This window comes from Stenotrophomonas tumulicola, assembly GCF_014117215.1.
GTDB lineage: Bacteria > Pseudomonadota > Gammaproteobacteria > Xanthomonadales > Xanthomonadaceae > Stenotrophomonas > Stenotrophomonas tumulicola.
This window is the reverse complement of record NZ_JACGXS010000008.1, coordinates 127,870-148,667: the sequence shown is the minus strand read 5'-3', so window position 1 is coordinate 148,667 and position 20,798 is coordinate 127,870. Positions and strand designations below refer to the sequence as shown.

Sequence of the window (20,798 nt, the reverse complement as noted above, 5' to 3'; positions counted from 1 at the left end):
CTGCCGCATCTGCCTTGAAATGGAGGCCGAATGCGGCTATCAACCTTGTAGTTCCTACAAGGTCAAGCCATGTCCGCCACGCTCACCATCGGCCAGCTGGCCCGCCAGACGGGTACCAAGGCCGAAACCATCCGCTATTACGAGAAGATTGGCCTGCTGCAGCCGCCGCTGCGGTCGGGGGGCAACTACCGCTACTACGGCGCGCAGGACCAGCGCCGCCTGGCGTTCGTGCGCCGGGCGCGCGAACTGGGATTTTCCATAGAGCAGATCCGCGAGCTGATCGCCTTCGGTGAACAGCGCGAGCATGAGTGCAGTTCGGTGGACGAAGTGGTGACGCAGCACATCGCCGACATCGCCCGCCGGATCCGGGACCTGCAGGCATTGCAGGGCGAACTCGAACGGATGATCGGCAATTGCCCGGGGGGCCGCATGGCCGATTGCCGGGTACTGGAGGCCTTGCAGCCGGTGCATGGCGCTTGACCTTGTAGCCGCTTCAAGGTTTACAACACCGGCCTACTTCGCCACCGCGCGGCTCGTCCGCCCTGACGACACCATGGCCCAGCCGTTGTCCCGATCCCCGTTTGCCCTGTCGCTTGGCGCCGTCTTCCTGGTGGCGTCTGCCATAGCGGCCGCGCACGAGCCGCCCGACGCGCATGACGACCATCACGACGAGGCCGTGGAGCTGGATGCGGTGACGGTGCAGTCCACCCGCTCGGGTCGCCGCGTGTCCGACGAGCCCATCCGCGTGGATGTGGTGTCGCAGGAGGAGATCGAGGAAAAGCTGCTGATGTCGCCTGGCAACGTGTCGATGCTGGTGGCCGAAACCGCGGGCGTGCGCGTGCAGAACACCTCACCTGGCATGGGCGGATCGAACATCCGCATCCAGGGGTTGCGTGGCCGTTACACCCAGTTGCTGGCCGATGGCCTGCCGCTGTACGGCGGCCAGTCCTCTTCCATCGGCCTGCTGCAGATTCCACCGACCGACCTGGGCAGCGTGGAAATCATCAAGGGCAGCGCGTCGGCACTGTATGGGCCGGCCGCGCTGGGCGGCGTGGTGAACCTGATATCCCGCCGGCCACGCGACACGCGCGAAGCCGAGGTGCTGCTCAATGCCACCAGCCGTGGCGGCCAGGACGCCACCGGCTACGTGGCCGGCCCGCTGAGCGACCGTTGGGGACTGTCGGTGGTGGCCGGCCATCACCGACAGGACCGCCAGGACCTGGATGACGATGGCTGGGCCGACATGCCCGGCTATCAACGCTCGACGGTGCGCCCGCGGTTGTTCTGGCAATCGGACGACGGTGCTCGCGCGCTGCTGACCGCAGGAGCCACCCGCGAAAGCCGCCAGGGCGGCACGCTGCCCGGCCGCGTGGTTGCCGACGGCCACCCCTTCGCGCTCACCCAGCACACCGAACGCTACGACGCCGGCGCGGTGGTGGAGATTCCGGTACGGGATACCGATCGCCTGCAGTTGCGCGCCTCGGCGATGTCCACCGACCACCGCCACCGTTATGGCGAATCGCTGGAGGACGATACCCATCGAACGGGTTTTGCCGAGGTGAGCTACGCCTCCGGCATTGCCGACACCAGTTGGTTGGCGGGCCTTGCCGCACAGCAGGATCGCTTCCGCTCGCGCCAGTTCCAGCAGTTTGATTACCGCTATACGGTGCCAGCCGTTTTCGTGCAGGCCGAGCAGACGCTGCGCGAGGACCTCATCCTGTCCGGCAGCGCCCGTTGGGACGACCATAGCGAATACGGCGACCACTTCAGCCCTCGCCTGTCGCTGCTGTTCCATCCTGGCCAATGGACGCTGCGTGCATCGGTGGGCAAGGGCTTTTTCGCACCTACCCCGTTCGTCGAGGAGATCGAAGCTGCAGGGCTGTCGAAACTGGATCCGCTGCGTGGCCTGCGTGCGGAGACGGCAACCACCGGTTCGATCGACGTCGGTTACGCGAACGGCCCTTGGGAAGCCAACGTGAGCCTGTTCGCATCGAACATCGATCATGCGGTGCGGCTGGCCGACTCACCGGACGCGCCTGGCGAACGCGTGCAGTTGATCAATGTGGACGGCCTGACCCGCACGCGCGGCAGCGAACTGCTGCTGCGCTACCGCTGGCAGGACATCACCGTGACCGGCAGCTATGTGTACACCGACGCGGCCGAGCCAGGCGAAGAGGGCCAGGGCCGCCGCGCCGTGGCACTGACGCCGCGCCACACCGCCGGCCTGGTGGCGATGTGGGAACAACACGGGCGTGGTCGCGTGGGACTGGAGGCGTACTACACCGGGACCCAGGCGCTGGAAGACAATCCCTGGCGACGCCATGGCCGCCCCTACGTGGAGCTGGGTGCGCTGGGCGAAATCGTGCTGGGCAAGGTGAGCCTGTTCCTCAATCTGGAAAACATCCTCGACGTGCGCCAAAGCGGCTACAACCCGATGCTGCGGCCGCGCCGTTCCGATGATGGCCAGTGGACGGTGGATGCCTGGGCACCGCTGGATGGCTTCGTGGTGAACGGAGGCGTGCGGCTGAAGTTCTAGACCAGCTGACCGTGGTCGCCGGTTTCCAGATTCCTCCGCCGTGCCGTGGCATCATCGCCCGTGTAATGGACGTTCAAACCGGACGGGCCATGGCCAAGGGGCAACACCTGGCCACTGCCGCCTTATCCGCCACCCAGGCCGCTGCAGGAAGCACACATGACCCGACTTTTGCTGCTCTTGATGTTCGTCGTGCTGCCATCAACCGCCAGTGCCATCGTCATTCGGGATGACGTTGATGATTCGGAGTATCGGGTTCCGGCCTCTGAATTTCCTGCCCTGGTAGATATGCCCGGCGAAGGACACGGCGTATTGATTGCTCCCCAGTGGGTCATCACTGCCGCGCATACGATCCCGTTGCACTCCAAACTCACACGGATCACCGTTGACGGGAAACCCAGGGATGTTGAGCGGGTCGTCGTCCATGCTGGGTACAAGGCGCTGCCACAGGAGCTGATCGATCAAGCAATGGCCAGTGGAGAGGCGATGTTGATCGTGGTGTTCCTGGCCTCCACTGACGATATCGCGCTGGTCAAACTAGCCGAACCTGTGATGGATATCGCGCCTGTCGCACTCTATGAAGGGAGCGTACAGCCCGGCCAGATAATCAAGATCATCGGCAAAGGCGCTACGGGCAACGGCGCCACCGGCTACAGCCTCGGTGGCCCCAACCGCACGGAACTTCGTCGTGCGTACAACGAGGTCACCAGTTCCTATGATCGATGGTTCTGCTATCGCTTCGATGAGCCCTCGGCGGCGCTACCACTTGAAGGTGCCCTCGCAAACGGGGACAGCGGCAGCCCCGTGCTTGTGGAGGTCGGGAATGAATGGCTTTTGTCCGGCGTGGCCTCCTGGAAAGTCGTAGAAGGCCACGTTTTGACGGCCAAATACGGCCGCTATGGACAGGTAGCCTGCAACGTGCGCCTTAGCCATTACGCTGATTGGATTGAGAGCGTGATGTCTGGCCAAGCGCAAAGCGCTGGTTGATGGTCAAGCCAGGTCGGTGACGCTTCTTGACGCGGCTTCATGCCGGCGCTTTTCAAGGTGTGTTTTGGCTGACAGCAGATATCTGGCTTTGCGTGCTGAACCATGGTGGTCGCCCGATGTAGCTGCGCAACCATGGATTGGACTTCGGATGCCTGGCGTCATTTTGGAATCAATGCCATAGGGCGCAATGGATTCGACATCGAGACACTCGTATCAATGTTTGCCTCTGTTTAGACTCCGAAGCATGCCTGCTAACGGCCAGAAGTGGACATTCGACAACGTTCGAACGAATCCCCGTCGCGAAGCGTCGTCGGCTTGAACGAACTGATAGGCCTCATTGTTCTGGAGGCCAGTACTTGTATTTGTGTTCCCACGTGATATCAGTGTCCTGCCTTAAGAAGCGTATGAGCTCAATCTTTATTCCAGCTGGTTCGTCCGTCCGATTGAGCATCTGCTGGAACCACATGTAGGTGTCCGCGAGCTGTAGCAGTCTTGAATGGTGAGATTGAGCGAAGTGAACCGTATCCACTACATTTCCGATATTCTGCCCAAACGCATACAAGGTGCCATTTTGGCGATACTCGGAAAGATTTCTCACTGACCTTTCAACTACACCGCCATGCTCAAGGTCGCCGATAAGGATTGAAGTTGTTCTTTTGCCACAGGCGAACTGATTGACTCTTTCAACCATATACATGAATGCCATTGCTTCATAGTCAACGGATGCATCGATCCTTGCGACGTCGAGGCGGACTGCAATTCTAAACACGCCGTCGGGCTTGTCGATGATTCTGGCAAGTTCTTTAAGAACATCGAGCCGCCTGGTCGGATCCCACCAACGTCGGAAATTCCTGTTGCCAGAGCAGATGTCAGTTGCGTGGAACTCCGTTGATTGAGTTAGTTCGTAAGACCCGAAACAGCGATGAGCCAGCTGATTGAGCTCGGACTCGATGTCTTGAATTACGTCATCACGAAGCATAAGGCCGCCAAGCCAGTAGTACGGCTGACCTTGTGGGTTTGGCTTTACTTCGTCGAAGTAGCTGATGAGCACTTGTTAGGCCTAACGGTTGAACTAAGCCGCGTGGCGAAGCAACGTCGGATTGAGTGAACTGTTAACTGCCAAAGCCGTAGAACGCGCTGATTGCTGCGGCGAGGATATTGCCTGCTGCTGCTTTGGTCACCTCCCATGCGGTCGTTCCCGCCTTGCCCATCATTGACCCAACCCACCCACTCACCTGTGGGCCCCACTGGCGCCGCATCAGTTCCGCAGAGGGTGAGTCACTCTGTATTGCGCTTTCCAAGTCTGACAGATCCGCTTGTTTCACGCCAACATTACTGAGCTCCCGCAGCAACGACTGGACATCGCCTTTATTGACTGAATTCGTGATGTCACGGATTGATCCGCTGCCAACTACGATTGTCGCGTTGTCGCCGAAAACCGCATTTCGGAAGATGTCATTTGCCCCTACGCTTTCCGCTTTGTCACGCACATCTTTCTCCGAAGTTCCTGCTGGGATCTTGTCGGAAATCTTTAGGCAGAACTCAAGGAGGCGCGAGCGAACCTCCGTTAAGACGCCTTTACCGGCTCCGATCCCGAATCTTCCCCATGCCTGTTGAACGTAGTACGTGTCGGAGAGAGGCTTGGATAGCAGCCCCATGGCTTCAGACGGGATTGCGACTGCGACATTGTCTTTCTGAGCCCAATCTTCGATTGCGGATACGCTATCCGTTACCCGATTCGTTGTCAGCCTTTCACGAATTCCTGGGTCTAGATGATGGATAGGGAGTGTCTGGTTATTGTAGTGGTAGTAGCCATTGGTTACGTGACCAACGAGTGTTAGATGAAGAAGCCGGTAGGGTGGCACTTCCGCGTCATTGGGATAGCCACGAAGCTCATGCTCGACCCAGCGACCCAGTTCTTCGTCCCCAAGACGATGTGCGAGTACCTGTGCCTTGATTAACGCAGACTTTAGACTCGCGTTGTCGTCGCCGAGCAGGTCAATCAGGTCATCGAGCAGCTTCATATTGGCACCTAACGTCTGAATAAGCCGACTGGCGAAGCCAGTTTGGCTTGATGAATTGTTAGCGCCTCAAGGCTTTGGAGGCTTTGGGTTGCCTTCTTGTGGCTCTGGCGGGAACTCTGACGCCAAGCCCCGAAGTGCTTTGACTAGCCAACGCTCAGCCTCTTCCTGGCTGTCGAAGACATGATCCGATTCGAAGATAACGTCACCATTCTCTAGTAGATGATGAAATACCACTTCCCAGCTCTCGGATCGTACTTCGCTTCTCCAATAACTCTCGACATCACTTTCTCCTTGGCCGCAAACTAGCCTATAGACGGAACCCGGGATTCGGCGATACGACTTATCCACAGTCAACCATTGCGGCCGCATCCCCTGCATTCGGATCTTAGGTGCCCCAAAGGAGCTAGACAAGCGTTGCAAAGCCGGACGCCAGTTAGAGCCTGCTACGGGCTCCGTTGGGGGTTGTTTAGGCCCGGCTTGTCGTTCTGAACAGAGCCTTGGTGAATGTCCGCTTCGAGTCGCTGGGCGTCCACCGGCCAGAAGCTGACCGTCCCCTCCCGTGATCCATTGCGTACTTCATGCGCCGCTATATCTAGAGGGGTGGACTAGCGGCTGGTACCAAGAATGTGCGCAGAGGCACACTAGCGCACGGGCGTAAACCCCTGCCGGGCCGCAAGAATGGCGACGTCCTTGGGATTGACCGTGCGCTGTAGGTTCTTGAGCACCTTACGTTGGGTTTCCGGCGTCCAGAAGATCCGCAAATGATGTCGCGCGCGGGTGACGGCGGTATAGAAGATGCTATGCGTCAAGTCGTCTTCGTTGGCGTCGGTCACCACGACCTTCACCGAGTCGTACTCCAAGCCTTGGGCCTTATGAATCGACACCGCGTAGGCGACTTGGAAGGGCACCACGTTGTGCGGTTCGTCGTCGTCGTCGTCGCTGGTGTCCTGGTCGATCACGGAAAACCGCACGGTTGAATCGGTGACCCATTCCAGCTCGGTTCCCGCAACGTCGAAGGCGTCAAGCGGACGCTCCACTTGGACGTCAAATCGCACCGATTCCAGCCCCTGATGTATCGCCACGATGCGCCCCTTGAGATTGTTGTACAGAATCGGGCGAAAACGTTCGGACTCGTTGAACAGAATTGGGTCGCCCACCTTGTAGGTGGCCTCCCGCCAGATCACCGCAGAATTAGGGTTGCCACCTTGGAGGAAACGATTGACGTTGTTGATGCCGTACAGGCCGTCGTAATTCAGGCACAGGATAATCTCATCATCGCTCGCGCGCTTGAACAAGCTCTTGTCCAGGATGCTCGAATAGCCGTTCTTCGCAATCACTTCGTCGATATCATCTTCGATATTCCGAACCTTGTCCCAGAAGCGCAGCAGCGCCGGACTCTTCGTCCGGAACGGCGTGGTCAGTTCGAAGATTGCGCTCTTTGGTAGGAACGCACGGGTGATTGAGAACCAGTTTCCGAACTGAATCGACTCGATCTGGTAGACGTCACCGACCAGCACCAGCAGCCTGAAAGAGGTCTTCTGGAGCACCTTCAATAGATCTGCATTGCTGACCGTGCTGCACTCGTCGATGACTAGCAGATCGTATTCGGGATCCGGACCGGTTCGGTGAATGTGTTTGCTGATCGTCCGGAACGTCGCGTGCTGGGCATTGACCTTGCGATCGAGGTTATCGATGGCTGGATTGGTGTGGGCCAGAAAGAGCTTGGTCTTATCATTGAAGTAGTTGGCGATATGGTCGACCATGGTCGACTTGCCAGTGCCGGCTGCGCCGTAGATCAAGGCGACTTTGGAATCGGCAAACAGGCGCTCGAGTGCATCCTTCTTGACCGGGTCGTCGACGTGAGGGGGTGCCTGCTGCAGCCACCGCGCCACTGCCTGGCTGTAACCGGCGATGCCCTCCAGCGCGATCGCTTGCAACGCTGAAACAATGGCGGCCGTCTCATCCTCGTAGCCGCGGATAAAGACGTGGTCCTTGTCTTGCTCGATCGTCCGGTGCCCATGCTTGTAGTAGAGTTTGCTATTGAACACAGCGATCAGCGTCGTCGTATCGCCGAACCGGCTCAGATCTTCGGCCGGGGTGTAGAGCATCCCGTGCTGTTCGACGTTGATGTGCAGCCGGCGCGCCAGCATTTCGTGCCGCCGATCACCAGCCTCTAACGCTTCGACAAGATCAGCGAAGCGCGGGTTGTGATCGCGAAGCGATGTGCAAAACGGCATGGTCTCAAAGGGGATGCAGCCGAACTCAACGTTCAGGTTCGACAGTCGCCAGCACGAATCTGTCGAGTACTGTGCCCGGATCACAGAATTATGCAGGCGCAGCATCAGGTATCGCAGGAGGTTGTGGCCGGCCAGGCCTGCGCGAACGACGCGACGCGCTTCGTCGAGAATCGGATAGATGGCAAGGCGGGTATCGGCAGATCTGGGAACGAAGCGGGCGGTCTGATAGGCGTCCTCGTCCATGTCTACCAGGTCCAGCAGGCTTCCTGCCGTGTTCGTTAGCCACTGGTTGAGGTAGCGGAATTCGGCCGAGGTACTCGACACCTGGCTGCGAATGCCCAGCACTTTCCCGAAATTGGCCAGTTCGCAGGGGCGGATGGATACGTCCCAGGCGCGGATGAGCGTGATGGGCATCGTCTGGTCTAGCACGCGAATCGAGTCGCGTTGCAGCACTAAATATGCCGAGTAGTTGTCGGTTAGGTCGATGTCGGTGAAGGCAATGATGCGATCAAACTTGCTCACCCGGTCCACCGCGCGCGAGAAGGTCACCTCGTAGTAGATGCTCCACTCGACGAAGAAGGGACGGACCTTGTGGATGTAGTAACGCGCACCGCGCTCGCGGTCGATGCGCGTACCACTGGCCACTTCGATGCGCTGGGCGATCTTCTGGTGGTACTCGCGCAACGAGGGATCCAGATCGATCGGAAACGACTCCAGATTTTCCAGCACATCCATCGCGCAGGTGGCCCGCACTAAGCTACGCAAACGGTACATATACTCGTAGTACTTAAGCATCAGCCGCTCAGAGGCATCGCCATCGAGCGTGTAGTGCGAGCTGCTGGCTTGGAGTAAGCGATGGAAGCGGGCGAGGAAGTTCAGCTTCCCTTGACTGCGGACGTACGCCAGCGCTGGCTTGACCGTATCGAAGCTAAACTCGGCGTCGTTAGTGCCCTGGTGCAGGCGCACCAGGACACCTTCGGCCAAGTTGCGTAGCTGCGCCAGCACATTCTGAGACAACAGCGGACGCTGCTGACCCAATGCATCAATGTTCTGACAAATTACTGCACTGGTGCTTCTTATTTGCTCTGCAACTGTTGCCATTTACAGAACCTCAAAATAGACACGGTAAAAGCCATCCAAAGCCAGAAGCGGACGAAATGGCCCCTCTGGGAAAGCAGGCTGAGTATCCCTGCAAGCCCCTGAATTCGCTTGGAAAACCAAGCGACGCGGCATCACGTCGGGAAAATGACGCAACGCACTTACCTATGACCTACGGGTTCGCGCAGTGCCCTCATCCAAATTTCGATTTCAGGTCCCGAACGAAAGGTGAAAGGTGCACTAAGCAAATCATCCACGCTCGCTCGATGACGACGCGCCGTCGAAGATGCCATACATGGTGGACAGCATTGGCTCTATAGAACTCGCCACTTCAGAAAATTCGTCCTCTCGAAGCAATTTGTAAGGATCCGTAAGCTCAATCGTCTGCGCGAACTTGTTATCCGTCTCCATTTCGGTACTAACAATGACTTGTGCCCCCACAGGCAGGTCATTGGCGAGAAACTGAAGTACCTTGGGCAAATTGATGTCGTCTTGCCCCTGTTGATTTGGCGAGTCAATCACCAGTGGAACGGCGAATGAGCCGTGCTTGCCCAAGCACACCGTCCAGATGGCGGCGTAATACGCCAAGATTGAGCGAGGCCCACTGCTTCCAGACAAGTCCGGTCTACTCGTGAGGCGGAGGCGACTCGTGTCTAGTGGATGAAGGTTTAGCTTGACCAGCGCCGCTGCATAAGCGGCTCGAAACTCAGTTAAGATTTCCTTTGAACGGGCTGCACTGGTTAGCTCCTTTAAGGTGCGATCCATGTCCTGCAACGTACCCAGCTTCGAATCAATCTCACCCTTGAGCTTGGCGCTCTCGTCATCGAACGAACGAATAGCGTTCTCGGCACCAATGCTGTTGACGACATCACTGAACGTTAGTTCCCCTCGCCTCGTGGCAAGGATTTCGGCTACCCGGTTGTAGCTCGACTTGAGCTCGGACAATCGAGCGCGGGTCTGCACCGCTTGCTCCCGCAGCTTGTTAGCACTTATGTGTAATTGCGAAACAAGCTCCCGCAGTACGCGAGCATCTTCGGCGTAGTCCAGAAGCTCAAGGAAAGATTCCTCGTGCTCGGCGTTACAGGTCGGACAAACTAGAGCCTCTCTGGGCTCTTGCCGCATGTAGGTTGAGTCTTTGGCATAGGTCTCCAAGGCTGCATTTGCAGCCCTAATTTGATTCTCAATACCTTCCAGAGCTTCCTGCTCACGAACGAGCTTTTCCCGAACCTTTTCTTGCTCGGCGTTCAGCACGGACACTTCCTGAGTGAGCTCCCCCACCTCTGCCTGGAAGTTGTCGGGATTCACTTTCGGCGTTCGCTGGGAGCCACTTTCTTGGAAGCGAGCTTTCGTGCGTTCCAAAGCGCGCCGCTCACGTTCCAGTTCATCGACGGCTCGCTGCAACAAAGTGCGTTCCGCGCTTAGCGAGTAGTACGCAGGCGGTTTGATACCCGAGAAATATTCGAGAATCGGTCCCACAGGGGCGCGGAACTGCTTTAGGCCGACAAAAGTATCCCATGTCGATTGCCAACTGCCGTCCTGATTGATGTAGAACGGAAGAAAGAAGCAATTGGCATCCGCCGACACCGTCGCCGCGTTCTTGTCGGTTAAGACGAGGTTTAATCCTAAGGCTTGCGTGAAGGCGCGGGTCCACTCTCCGTGGTTATTTGCAGCCGTCAATAGCTCGCCATCGGCTGAAAACAATGCCCTATGGCCCTGCTGATGAAGAGCACTGTACCTAACCCCGCCGACAGAAAAATCGACTATGGATACCGTATTCTCATCCCATTCCGTCAGGCCACCTTGTGGCCTTGCCCCCAAGGTTCGGAAAAGAGTCTTAATCAGGCTCGATTTTCCCGTGTGATTTCGCCCCACTACGAGTGTGCTCGTCGGATGGAAGTGAATCTTCCGCGCTCGTCCGTCGCGATGCGACATGAGCCTGATACTTTCGAATTGGAATCTTTTCATAGGCTTTAGTTCGAAGACTCCTAATGAGCTTCTTTAGGTCTGGGCCGCGCATTTTATTATTGCTCTCAATGCAAAATTGGCAAGAATTTCCGCCTTCCGAAAGTCGGAATGATTCGGCGCAAGCGCCTTATAGGCCTCGTAAAAAAAGGGAAGCAGCTTCGCTGATGGCTCTGCTGCCAACAGGTAGGCGTCGCAATCGTACGCAAGCGCGGTCTCAGCCGCCGAGACGGTACCCATTACTTGGCGTTGATAGATGGAGGCCGCGGCCACTTGCATCCTCGTCAGCTCAAGGAAGTCCATGCCTTCACTTGCCAGTTTCGCCACCCACACAGTTAGCAGTTCGATGACATCTGGAATCTTTTCAAGCTCACCGAGCGCAGCGGAGAACTCCGCAAGCGAATAGCCGTGCCGAGCTTTGACTTCGTCGAAGTCCACACATGGTTCCGTCCTCGTCCCTAGTGGCGCTATCTTCGTCAGCAGCGACTCCACAAGCGACTGAGCCTGGCCCGCATGGCGTGGACTGCGCTTCGCAAGAAATCTATGGGCGACACCTACAACATGCGGACCAGGAGTGTTCACCGGTAGATCAGTGCGCTCGAAAAATATCCTTGATAGGTCCGGCCCGGAACCACTCCCAGCGTCCGACAGGATTAGACCACTGGTAAGGACTTTCCGCTGCGCGTCCGCCAGCGCCGATAAAGGAACCGACGCATGAGCCGCGGCATTCTGTCCGCTGGCGAGGGGTACGTCGCAGCCTGCATTGGAAAGAAACCGACCGGAGCTCGTGAGGGTAGAGAAGGCACTTACCGTTTCGTACAGCTTTCCAATTGGGCTCCTCTTAACCACATCAAGAGGCTTTGCCTTGGCGGAGGGAGCATGCAGGCCGGTGAGCTCGCCCCAGGTCCACTCTTTGCGATCCTTCTTCTTAACTTGATAGACAGCAATCGCCTTTGGTGATGTTGCCGAATCGAGGACCGCGATGTCTTGTATGGCTTCGAACAGCATCAAAAAGTCCGCTTGGCCAGCTTCGGCCAGTTCGAACATTCGCATGAGACCCCAATGGCGCTGGAACTCAATTCCCTTCTGGTTGTGGCTGCCGCCAACTTCGGCATACTCCGAGGAGGTAGCAACGTACACGAGTTCCTTCAGTGCTTCTCCTGCCATTCTGAGACAGCCTCCCCTTAGCCCCTTCGTCCAGTTTCGGCCAACCCGCCATTTCGTGCAAGACCGGGTCCGGTTTATGGTTTCGGGTGAGCCCTAGGCTTATAGGTTCAGTGGTATCAGGGATAATTGCGCAAGGCACCTTCTCATTAGGTGCAGGTGAGTCCGCTATGGGTCGTATCACGCCACGCTTCTAGGCTTGGGAGAAGTCTGATCAAGCCTCCTTTAGGAGTTAGACATGGCAATTCTTCCCACATCTCAGCCTCGCGAGCCTTGGAACAAGGGAAAGCTGATCGGCCAGAAGGCACCGCTCAAGCTGAAAGATGTTTGGGCCATCCGCATCAGGCTACAGCTTGGCCATAAGATTCGTGATCTTGCCCTTGTTCAACCTAGCGATCGATTCCAAGCTCCGCGCTTGCGATCTGGTGAAGCTGCGGGTATCGGACGTCACCCACGGTAGACAGATGGCGTCGCACGCCATGGTGATGCAGCAGAAGACCGGCCGACCCGTCCAGCTCGAAATCACCCAATTGACGCGGGAAGCCCTACAGGCTTGGATCACCTATGTTGATCTCAAGGCCTCGGATTTCCTTTTCACCAGCCGAGTATCGGACTCGCCTCACCTTTCAACGAGGCAGTACGCCAGGATCGTCCGCCGCTGGGTGGAAGATGCTGGCCTCGAATCCGGCCCCTACGGCACCCACACGATGCGCAGGACCAAAGCTTCGCTGATCTACCGCAGGACGCGAAACCTCAGGGCGGTCCAGCTATTGCTGGGGCATACGAAGCTAGAAAGCACCGTGCGGTACCTAGGCATTGAGGTCGAAGACGCTCTAGAGATCGCCGAACAGACGGATGTCTAAGCCCAAGGAGCTAGCTCCTCGACCTAGCAACGTCGAGAAGCTGCAAAAATCAGGTGCTGTAGATACCCTGCGGCTCAGCCAGCGCGGATCGATAACACGTACTGGCCCCCATAGTCGCGTCGCACGGGACGGCTCGCGCGTGATGCTAGGATGCTGGATCGAAACCAGGCCCGGCGGTTCACCTTGACTCGCACGCTTGAATTCCTCCTCATTGGTGCTTTGGTTTGTTGCAGCGGGGACGCACGGTCGTCGAGCGACGCTCCGTCACCTGAAGGTCGGGAGGGGCCGTTCACGCACCTGGTCAATCGCAACGCGAATGCGCCACTGGTCGAAATGCGCAGCGATGGCGAGCGCCTGCACTACGGTCTCTACCGTGAGCGCGGCGCCGCAAGTGCACGCAATATTGTCCCGGACTTCTCGCGCGCGGGATATCGGGGAGGCGGTGTCAGCCTGCCCACCCGCTTGAGCATCCCCGTGCTTGAGATCCTCGAGCCAGATGCCAATGGGGATGACTACCCGCGCATCCAGGCGGCAATCGACGCGGTCGGCGCACGGCCTGCGGACGGCCGTGGCGTGCGCGGCGCAGTGCTGCTGCGGCGCGGCCACTACACGCTGAGTCAGACGCTGATCGTCCGATCAGGCGGCGTGGTATTGCGCGGTGAAGGTCGAAGTGCCGGCGGCACGGTCATCCGCTCGGAAATCACCGAGCGCCAAGGCAGGATCATCGATGTCGGCGAGGGTGAATCCCCGGGACCGAGCGCAGACCGGGAAGCGCGCCGCACCACGATCGCCATGGACTATGTGCCGGTGGGTGCAATGCGGATCGAGCTGGAGTCTGCAGCGGGCTACCGCGTTGGCGATACCGTGGCAATCGTCAGGGAACCCAATGCCCGATGGCTCGGCCCAGAGGGCATCGATACCGCCCGTTATGGTTGGACCACCGCCGATTACGCCGTGTACAACGAACGGGTCGTCACCGAGGTGAGCCACAACACGCTCACCCTCGATGCCCCGATCATGGATGCCATCGAGACACGCTTCGGCGGCGGCAGCGTCTATCGTACCAACCCCACCCGCATTTCCCAGGTCGGCATCGAAGACCTCCGCCTTGAAGGCAACCCCGAAACCGCGACAGCCAACGGCACCGCCGACACGGGTCCCTTCACCGGCATCCGTCTCGGCGGAATCCGCGATTCGTGGGTTCGCAATGTCACCGTGCGCTACGTGTCGCATGGATTCGTGACCCGCAACGGCGCACACTTCAACACCCTCGAAGATGTTGCCTACCTCGACCCGCGCTATGGCGAAACCCAAGGGGCCCGCCGCTACGTGTTTCTCTACGAGGGCAACTCCGCCTTCAACCTCACCCAGCGCTGCTACAACGAAGGCGGGCGACATACCTTTGTCGTCGGCGCGCGGGTGCCCGGCCCCAACGTGTTCCTGGACTGCGTCGCGGTAGGCGACAGCAATGACAGTGGTCCGCATCATCGCTGGTCCACCGGCACACTGTATGACAACACCAAGGGTTACATGCTGCGCGCACAAAACCGCCGGTATAGCGGAACCGGGCACGGTTGGGCTGGCGCGCAGCAGATGTTCTGGAACACCGAGCACGACATATATGTCGTGCAGTCGCCGCCATTCGCCATGAACTGGAGTGTAGGGCCGACCCATCAGGCAGCGCTTGGGAAGTTCCCGCCCGAAGAACCTGCAGGAATCGTGCAATCGGTGGGCCAGGTAGTGAGCCCGCGCAGCCTGTACCTGCAGCAGTTGCGCGATCGTCTGGGCAAACAGGCCGTCATCAACATCACCACCGCCGCGCAGCGAGAAGGACGGATCTGGGACAGCCTGTCATCTCGCGCCGGCGAGTGAAGCGCTCACCATCGTTGAAGAGGCACAGGGCTAGGGACTAGTTTTCCTGGAGACCTCCAGAACGCCTGGATCAAGTTTAGGGGGACCGCCTGCGCCTTGGAGATCACTCGTTGGCTGGCCGTAGTTCCCTGAACGTGCACCTAATTTATGTACTGGTCAGTATTATATTCAGGGGAGATTGCGTCGCCCAACGGATAATTCACACCTGTCGAACGCGCTTTTACGGCGCCTCGAACAACCAAAACAAGAAAAGGTGTATCCCGATGAACAAGACTTCCCTGCTTGCCCTGGGCCTCGTTGTTGCCATGCCGTTCGCGGCGTCGGCGGCTGACGGCCTGTCCTACAACTACGTGGAAGGCGGTTACGTGAACACGGATGCCCGCGGCGGCGATGCCGATGGTTGGGGCGTCAAGGGTTCGGTGGCAGTGCATCCGAACTTCCACATCTTCGGCGATTACAGCGCGCAGGAAACCGACCGCGGCAACGCAGACGTTGACCAGTGGCGCCTGGGCGTCGGCTACAACTACGGCATCGCACCGAGCACCGACCTGGTGGCCCGCGTTGCGTACCAGAAGTTCGATCCGAAGCACAGCTTGGACTTCAACGGCTACTCGACCGAAGTCGGTGTGCGCACGGCGTTCAACCCGATGATCGAAGGCTATGCACTGGCCGGTTACGAAGATTTCAGCAAGAAGCACGGCATCAACCCGGACGGCGAGTTCTACGGTCGCGTCGGCGCCACCGCCAAGTTCAACCCGAACTGGGGCCTGACCGGTGAAGTGAAGCTGGCCAAGGCCGGTGACCGCGAGTGGTTCGTTGGTCCGCGCTTCACCTGGTAAGAACGCCTGTCGTTAGTGCGTAATACGTTGTCATAACAATAGTGGTGTGGTGTGTAAGTGCGTTACCGGCGTGTGTTCTCTCTCTCTCCCGCACGCCATCGAAGCCCGGCCTTTTGGTCGGGCTTCTCTTTTTTGCGGAATGCATTGGCCGTAGCGCCGAGCCGTGTTCGGCGGATGCTAGGCAGAAGCGCCGCTGCGCTCGCCGAGCATTGCTCGGCGCTACCTAACCGAGATCAATGGCGGCCGTGCAGGGCGTCGGCTGCCGTTTCGGCGAGCTGGCGGCCGGCGTGGAAGAGCGCGTCTTCCAGATGATCGCCCAGCTGTTGTTCCGGGCCTGCGTGTAGGCGCGTCAGGTGGGCGGCATGCAGTATCTGCAGCACGCCATGCAGGCCATGCAGGCTGCGGCTGGCCAGTGCCAGTTCGGCGCAGCGGACGGCGCTCAGGCCAAGTGCTTCCCACCGCGTGCCGTCGGTGCTTTCGCCGTGATGCATCAGCGTGAGGTGTGCGATGAGCGCGGGCGTTGGATCATTCATGCCGTGCGCTTCCAGCGTTCTCTCCAGGCGCTCGACGAGGTGCGAAGGTAGATCGAGCATGGCGTCGCCGATGAGGGAATGAAGCCGTGCGCCGGGCGGTGAGAAGACTCCCATGGATGCCGTTTCCTCGTTGTGGCCACCCGCGGGATGCAGGGTGGCGGACGATGCGGGTTGGCATACCGGGCACTATCAACAAGGAAAAATCACCGGCGGATCAGGGGATCCCCACACACCGTCCGCCATATAACCGGCAGGACAGTGCATTCTCCGCCGGGCCCGTACGGGCACAAACAGAGAACCTTGTTGAAGCGTGCACGGGATGCCAATCCCGGCTGGAGTTGTTGGCTCCAGCCATTGCATCGTGGCAACGGCGATGCGGGGCGTATATGAGCAGATGTGTAAAACGACGTGCCGTCGGTGCGACGGCGGCGCAGCTTCCTGCGGAGGTGCCGCGTAGCGCCGAGCCATGCTCGGCGAAGGCGTGGCAGATGCAGATGCGCCGCTGCGCTCGCCGAGCATGGCTCGGCGCTACAGGACCGAGCATGGCTCGGCGCTACAGGACCGTGCATGGTTTGGCGCTACCGGACCGTGCATGGTTCGGCGCTACGCAGCGGCAAGCCAACGGCCACCCGCCAGACGCAATGGCGTCAGCTCACTTGAACAGGGTGTCCGGGTATTCCGGTTTCTGTTCGCGCGCCAGCAGGGTGCGCAATCCTTCTTCCGGCGTCTGTTCGCCGTGCAGCACCGCACGCACGCCGTCGGAAATAGGCAGGTCGATGCCGTAACGGCGCGCCTGGCGCATCACTTCGTCAGCAGTCTGCACCGATTCCACCACCTGGCCGATCTCGCGGATCGCGTCCTGCAGCGTCTGCCCACGGCCCAGGGCCAGGCCCAGGCGGCGGTTACGCGACAGGTCGCCGGTGCAGGTCAGCACCAGGTCGCCCAGCCCGGCCAGGCCCATCAGGGTTTCCGGCTTGGCACCGATCGCTGCTGCCAGGCGCAGCATCTCGTTGAGGCCGCGGGTGATCAAGCCCGCACGGGCATTGAGCCCCAGCTGCATGCCATCGGCCACGCCGGTGGCCACGGCCAGTACGTTCTTCATCGCACCGCCCAGCTCCGCACCCAGCATGTCATCGCCGGTGTAGGCGCGGAATGCGGGGCCATGCATCGCTTCGGCCACCGCCTGCGCGAACTCCGGCACGTCGCCGTGCACGGTGATCGCGGTCGGCAAGCCTTGGGTGACTTCCTTGGCGAACGAGGGTCCGGTGACTACGGCCAGCGGCACGTCATCGCCCAGGATCCCGCGTGCCACTTCATGCAGGAAGCGCCCGGAACCCGGCTCGAAACCCTTGGTGGCCCACGCCACGCCCGCGCCCGAAGGACGCAGCGGCGCCAGCGCGGTCACTGTTTCGTTGAACGCATGCGACGGCGTCACCACCAGCACCCAGGCCGCCCCTTCCACGGCAGCGGCCATGTCGGTGGTCGCACGCAGCGACTCCGGCAGCGGGATGCCCGGCAGGTAACGGGTGTTCTCATGGCGCTGGTCGATGGCTTCCACCATCGCCGCGTCACGGCCCCACAGCACGGTCTGCAGACCGTGCCGGGCGAGCAGGCTGGCCAGCGCGGTTCCCCAGGAACCGGCGCCCAGTACGGCTACTTTGTCAGCGGTATCGCTCATGCGTTGCGTCGCGGCGCCGATCAGGCGTTGCCGGCCGGCTCGGAGTTGGCGAGCGACGACGCTTCACCCTGCTCCTGGCGCTGGCGCAGGGTTTCTGCGTACAGGCCTTCGAAATTGATCGGCTGCAGGAAGAACGGCGGGAAGCCGCCGGCCTGGATCAGGTCGCTGACCAGCGAACGCACGTACGGGAACAGGATGTTCGGGCACTGGGTGCCCAGCAGTACGTCGATCGACTGCGGGTCCAGGCCGACCAGGCCGAACACGCCTGCCTGCTTCACTTCGGCGACATACGCGGTGCGATCTTCCGCCTTGCAGGTCAGGGTCACGGCCAGCACCACTTCAAAGGCGTTCTCGCCCAGGCGCTGCACCTGCTGGTTCAGGTTGAGCTGCAGTTCCGGCTGGACCTGGTCGTTGAAGATGGCCGGAGCATTCGGCGACTCGAAGGAAACGTCCTTGACGTAGATCTTCTCAACGGTGAACGCAGGGCCGTTGGCGGCGTCGACCGGCGCGGTTGCGCCGTTGGTGTTCTCTTCGGACATTTCCTGTTGCTCCAGATGAATTCGTTGAACGTACGTTTAGGCGATATGTTGCATCAATAGCGATGGGGGCGGGTCAGGCAGCGCACAACCCCCGGGCCATCGCATCGGGTCAATGACGACCCTTGACCAGCGGCAGTTCGGCCTGCTGCCACGCCGGCAAGCCACCGTCGAGCACGGACACCTGCTCGAAACCGGCCTTTTTCAGGGTCTTGGCGGCGGCTTCGGAGGCGTTGCCCGCGCGGCACACCAGCACCACGGGGCGCTGCTTGGCTGCGGCAACCAGCTTGTGCTCCGGTCCGAACTGGCTCGGCTGCACGTTCTTGCTGCCCGCAATGTGCCCCTTCTCGAAGTCGCTGCTGGATGACAGGTCGACCACGACGGCGTCGCCGGCGTTGACCAGCTGTACCAGTTCGGCAGGCTTGAGCGCCTTGTAGCCACGGAACATGCGGCGGATCTCGGTGACGATGATCGCTGCAGTCAGGCCCACCAGGGCGATGGACAGCATCGGGTTTCGGCCGGCAAAGGCCACCAACTCTTCGTAATTCACGCAGGTCACGGGTCGATAAGCGGGCGCCGATTGTCGCACAAGGCGGTTGGGCGGGGGATTCCAGCGGGTAATCCATCTCGACGGGCACGGCCCGCCGCTGCCCGGTCAGGCGGTCACTGGCCCTGCCACAGGTCCGGCAGGCCGTTGGTCTGCCACCAGCGCTTGGTGTCGGGATCCCAGCGCCAGCGCTCTATCACCCCCACCGTGCGTTCGGCCTGGGTGTTGATGTTGATCACGCCCACTTCGACGCGTCGTTCCACGATGCCGTTCGGCAGCGCGGCGGTGCTGCGTTCGCGATAGGACGAAACGCGCAGCTGGGAGTAGCGCCGCAGCTCGAATTCCGAGAGCGGATCGGCCTTGCGCTGCTCCGGGTCCAGGTAAGCCAGCGCGTCTTCCATGCTGCCCCAGCGGATGGTGGATGCGTAGGCCGTCTGGATGTCCTCCAGCTGCTTGCGCTGCTTGCGGCTGATGTCGCCTGCCAGGCTGGCGGCAGAGACCAGCAGCAGGCCGGACAGAAGCAGGAACCGGATCCACTGGCGCATGTGCGGGCTGTTCAAATGTCTGCTCCCCAAGGCATCAGCCTGCCATCCTACCCTTTGGCGAAGGCGACGAAACGGCCACTGAGCTCGGCGGCGGCCTTGCCGTCGGTGCCGGGCTGCACGGCAACCACGCCGATCCGGGCCTTGCCGCGCTGGACGAACGTATTCAGGAAAGTGTCCCAATTGCTGTCCGGCGCCACTTCGGCCTGCGCGTGCAGGTCGCCATACACCGGTGCCCGGTAGCGCAGCTGGCTGTCGGCCACGTAGACCTCGGCATCGTGCCCGGCCAGGCGCAGGCGCAGGGTCACCAGGGCCCAGCCGGACAGGGTCATCGCCGAGGCCAGGCTGCCGCCGAAGGCGTTGCCCTTGTCGTTGACGTTGGCCGCCAGGGGGGCGGTCAGCTGCAGCTGGCCGTTGTCATAGCCTTCAAGGCGCAGCTGCATCGCGCGCACCGGCGGCATGCTGTCGAGCACCTTCTGCAGGACCAGCAGCGAGGAGGAAACGGAATCGGCGGACATCGGCTACAGCACCTGGAACAACGCGGGCCCGCATAATGCCGGTAATGGATGAACATGCGAAACCGTGTGGATGGACATTGGTGTCGCTGCGACCGCAGGGACAGCACGCCGTGCTGCGGGCCGCAGCGGCGATGGCGGGCGGCCGCCTGCTTGCCCTGTCGCCCTGGCGCCTGCAGCAGCGGCGCGACCCGGCCAGCCGCCAACAGCTGCAGCGCGCGCTGCAGGCCTCCCGGGTCATCTTCACCAGCCCGGCGGCAGTGGTGGCGGCCGCGGCGCGGGGCGATGTGTTCCGGCAGGCGCCGCCGCGCCCGTGGCTGGCGGTCGGCGAGGGTACCCTGCGGGCATTGCAGGCAGCCGGCATCGACAGCGCCCTGGCGCCGGCACGCATGGACAGCGAGGGCCTGCTGGCGCTGCCGGCACTGGCCGACGTGCGGGGCCAGGACATCGGCCTGGTCACCGCCCCCGGCGGGCGCGGACTGATTGCCGCGGAACTGCATGAACGCGGTGCACGGGTATTGCGCGCCGATGTGTACCAGCGGCTGCCGCTTCCCCTGCACGCGCGCTCCCTGGCCCGGCTGTCGCAATCCCCGCAGCCGTGGATCCTGGCGGTCAGCAGTGGCGAAGCCCTGCAGCGCACCTGGGCAGGTCTTTCGTCGCACTGGCAGGTGCAGTGGCAGCAGCGCATGGCAGCAGTGGTGGCCAGCGACCGGCTGCATGCACAGGCGCGGGCGCTGGGCCTGCGCCGCATCGAGCGGGCCCCCGGCCCCACCGCGCTGCAGATGCTGGACGGCTGCCGCGCGTTGCTGCAGCGGTGCGAGGCGTCCTGAATCCACCACGCCGCACGGCTTGCCGGCAAACGGCGCAA

The 20,798-nt window shown here is 60.7% G+C and carries 18 protein-coding genes; 7 read left to right on the top strand and 11 right to left on the bottom strand.

The annotated features are described in order from the left end of the window. Nucleotides 1-69 precede the first annotated feature (69 nt). The 3 genes from H4O11_RS14780 (at nt 70) to H4O11_RS14770 (ending at nt 3,520) form a co-directional block, all read left to right on the top strand. Nucleotides 70-480: a MerR family transcriptional regulator gene (locus H4O11_RS14780; RefSeq protein ID WP_182340188.1), complete on the top strand. Its 411-nt coding sequence runs from the start codon at nt 70-72 to the stop codon at nt 478-480. Next, the gene (locus H4O11_RS14775; RefSeq protein WP_220466767.1) at nt 470-2,536 is read left to right on the top strand and encodes a TonB-dependent receptor plug domain-containing protein; all 2,067 of its coding nucleotides are present in this window, start codon (nt 470-472) and stop codon (nt 2,534-2,536) included. Before H4O11_RS14780 ends, H4O11_RS14775 begins: the two co-directional genes overlap by 11 nt. Before the next feature lie 156 nt (nt 2,537-2,692). After that, nucleotides 2,693-3,520, top strand: a complete 828-nt coding sequence (locus H4O11_RS14770) for a S1 family peptidase (protein ID WP_246333509.1) — start codon at nt 2,693-2,695, stop codon at nt 3,518-3,520. Between the two features lie 334 nt (nt 3,521-3,854). On the opposite strand, the gene H4O11_RS14765 is transcribed toward H4O11_RS14770, so the two are convergent. The 5 genes from H4O11_RS14765 to H4O11_RS14745 form a co-directional block, all read right to left on the bottom strand. Further along, nucleotides 3,855-4,571 carry a DUF3800 domain-containing protein gene (locus tag H4O11_RS14765; protein WP_182340187.1) on the bottom strand — a complete coding sequence of 239 codons (717 nt, stop codon included), beginning with the start codon at nt 4,569-4,571 and terminating at the stop codon, nt 3,855-3,857. Nucleotides 4,572-4,632: 61 nt separating this feature from the next. Continuing rightward, complete coding sequence (locus H4O11_RS14760) at nt 4,633-5,544, bottom strand: AbiTii domain-containing protein (RefSeq protein ID WP_182340186.1); 912 nt, start codon at nt 5,542-5,544, stop codon at nt 4,633-4,635. Nucleotides 5,545-6,185: 641 nt separating this feature from the next. After that, a complete protein-coding gene (locus tag H4O11_RS14755) occupies nt 6,186-8,882 on the bottom strand; it encodes an ATP-dependent DNA helicase (RefSeq protein ID WP_182340185.1) in 2,697 nt (898 codons plus the stop codon). Nucleotides 8,883-9,128: 246 nt separating this feature from the next. After that, nucleotides 9,129-10,811, bottom strand: a complete 1,683-nt coding sequence (locus H4O11_RS14750; RefSeq protein ID WP_220466766.1) for a hypothetical protein — start codon at nt 10,809-10,811, stop codon at nt 9,129-9,131. Nucleotides 10,812-10,877: 66 nt separating this feature from the next. Further along, the gene (locus H4O11_RS14745; protein ID WP_182340183.1) at nt 10,878-12,008 is read right to left on the bottom strand and encodes a dsDNA nuclease domain-containing protein; all 1,131 of its coding nucleotides are present in this window, start codon (nt 12,006-12,008) and stop codon (nt 10,878-10,880) included. Between the two features lie 371 nt (nt 12,009-12,379). Here H4O11_RS14745 and H4O11_RS14740 point away from each other — a divergent pair, with 371 nt between their 5' ends. The 3 genes from H4O11_RS14740 (at nt 12,380) to H4O11_RS14730 (ending at nt 15,579) form a co-directional block, all read left to right on the top strand. Further along, nucleotides 12,380-12,868, top strand: a complete 489-nt coding sequence (locus H4O11_RS14740) for a tyrosine-type recombinase/integrase (RefSeq protein WP_425506066.1) — start codon at nt 12,380-12,382, stop codon at nt 12,866-12,868. Between the two features lie 150 nt (nt 12,869-13,018). Beyond that, nucleotides 13,019-14,740 carry a hypothetical protein gene (locus H4O11_RS14735; RefSeq protein WP_182340182.1) on the top strand — a complete coding sequence of 574 codons (1,722 nt, stop codon included), beginning with the start codon at nt 13,019-13,021 and terminating at the stop codon, nt 14,738-14,740. Between the two features lie 263 nt (nt 14,741-15,003). Further along, nucleotides 15,004-15,579, top strand: a complete 576-nt coding sequence (locus H4O11_RS14730; protein WP_182340181.1) for an OmpO family porin — start codon at nt 15,004-15,006, stop codon at nt 15,577-15,579. A 233-nt stretch (nt 15,580-15,812) separates the two neighbouring features. On the opposite strand, the gene H4O11_RS14725 is transcribed toward H4O11_RS14730, so the two are convergent. From H4O11_RS14725 to H4O11_RS14700, 6 genes are all read right to left on the bottom strand, one after another. After that, nucleotides 15,813-16,172, bottom strand: a complete 360-nt coding sequence (locus tag H4O11_RS14725) for a hypothetical protein (RefSeq protein ID WP_220466765.1) — start codon at nt 16,170-16,172, stop codon at nt 15,813-15,815. 592 nt (nt 16,173-16,764) lie between these two features. Next, nucleotides 16,765-17,790, bottom strand: a complete 1,026-nt coding sequence (locus H4O11_RS14720) for an NAD(P)H-dependent glycerol-3-phosphate dehydrogenase (protein WP_182340179.1) — start codon at nt 17,788-17,790, stop codon at nt 16,765-16,767. Between the two features lie 20 nt (nt 17,791-17,810). After that, on the bottom strand, nt 17,811-18,329 hold the full coding sequence (gene secB / locus H4O11_RS14715) for a protein-export chaperone SecB (RefSeq protein WP_182340178.1): 519 nt from the start codon (nt 18,327-18,329) through the stop codon (nt 17,811-17,813). 109 nt (nt 18,330-18,438) lie between these two features. After that, the gene (locus tag H4O11_RS14710; RefSeq protein WP_182340177.1) at nt 18,439-18,876 is read right to left on the bottom strand and encodes a rhodanese-like domain-containing protein; all 438 of its coding nucleotides are present in this window, start codon (nt 18,874-18,876) and stop codon (nt 18,439-18,441) included. A 113-nt stretch (nt 18,877-18,989) separates the two neighbouring features. Then, nucleotides 18,990-19,418, bottom strand: coding sequence for a hypothetical protein (locus H4O11_RS14705; RefSeq protein ID WP_182340176.1), 429 nt, complete (start codon nt 19,416-19,418; stop codon nt 18,990-18,992). A 47-nt stretch (nt 19,419-19,465) separates the two neighbouring features. Next, a complete protein-coding gene (locus tag H4O11_RS14700; protein WP_182340175.1) occupies nt 19,466-19,933 on the bottom strand; it encodes a YiiD C-terminal domain-containing protein in 468 nt (155 codons plus the stop codon). A gap of 35 nt (nt 19,934-19,968) precedes the next feature. Between H4O11_RS14700 and H4O11_RS14695 the strand changes: the two genes are divergently transcribed. Continuing rightward, the gene (locus H4O11_RS14695) at nt 19,969-20,760 is read left to right on the top strand and encodes a uroporphyrinogen-III synthase (RefSeq protein ID WP_182340174.1); all 792 of its coding nucleotides are present in this window, start codon (nt 19,969-19,971) and stop codon (nt 20,758-20,760) included. Nucleotides 20,761-20,798 lie beyond the last annotated feature (38 nt).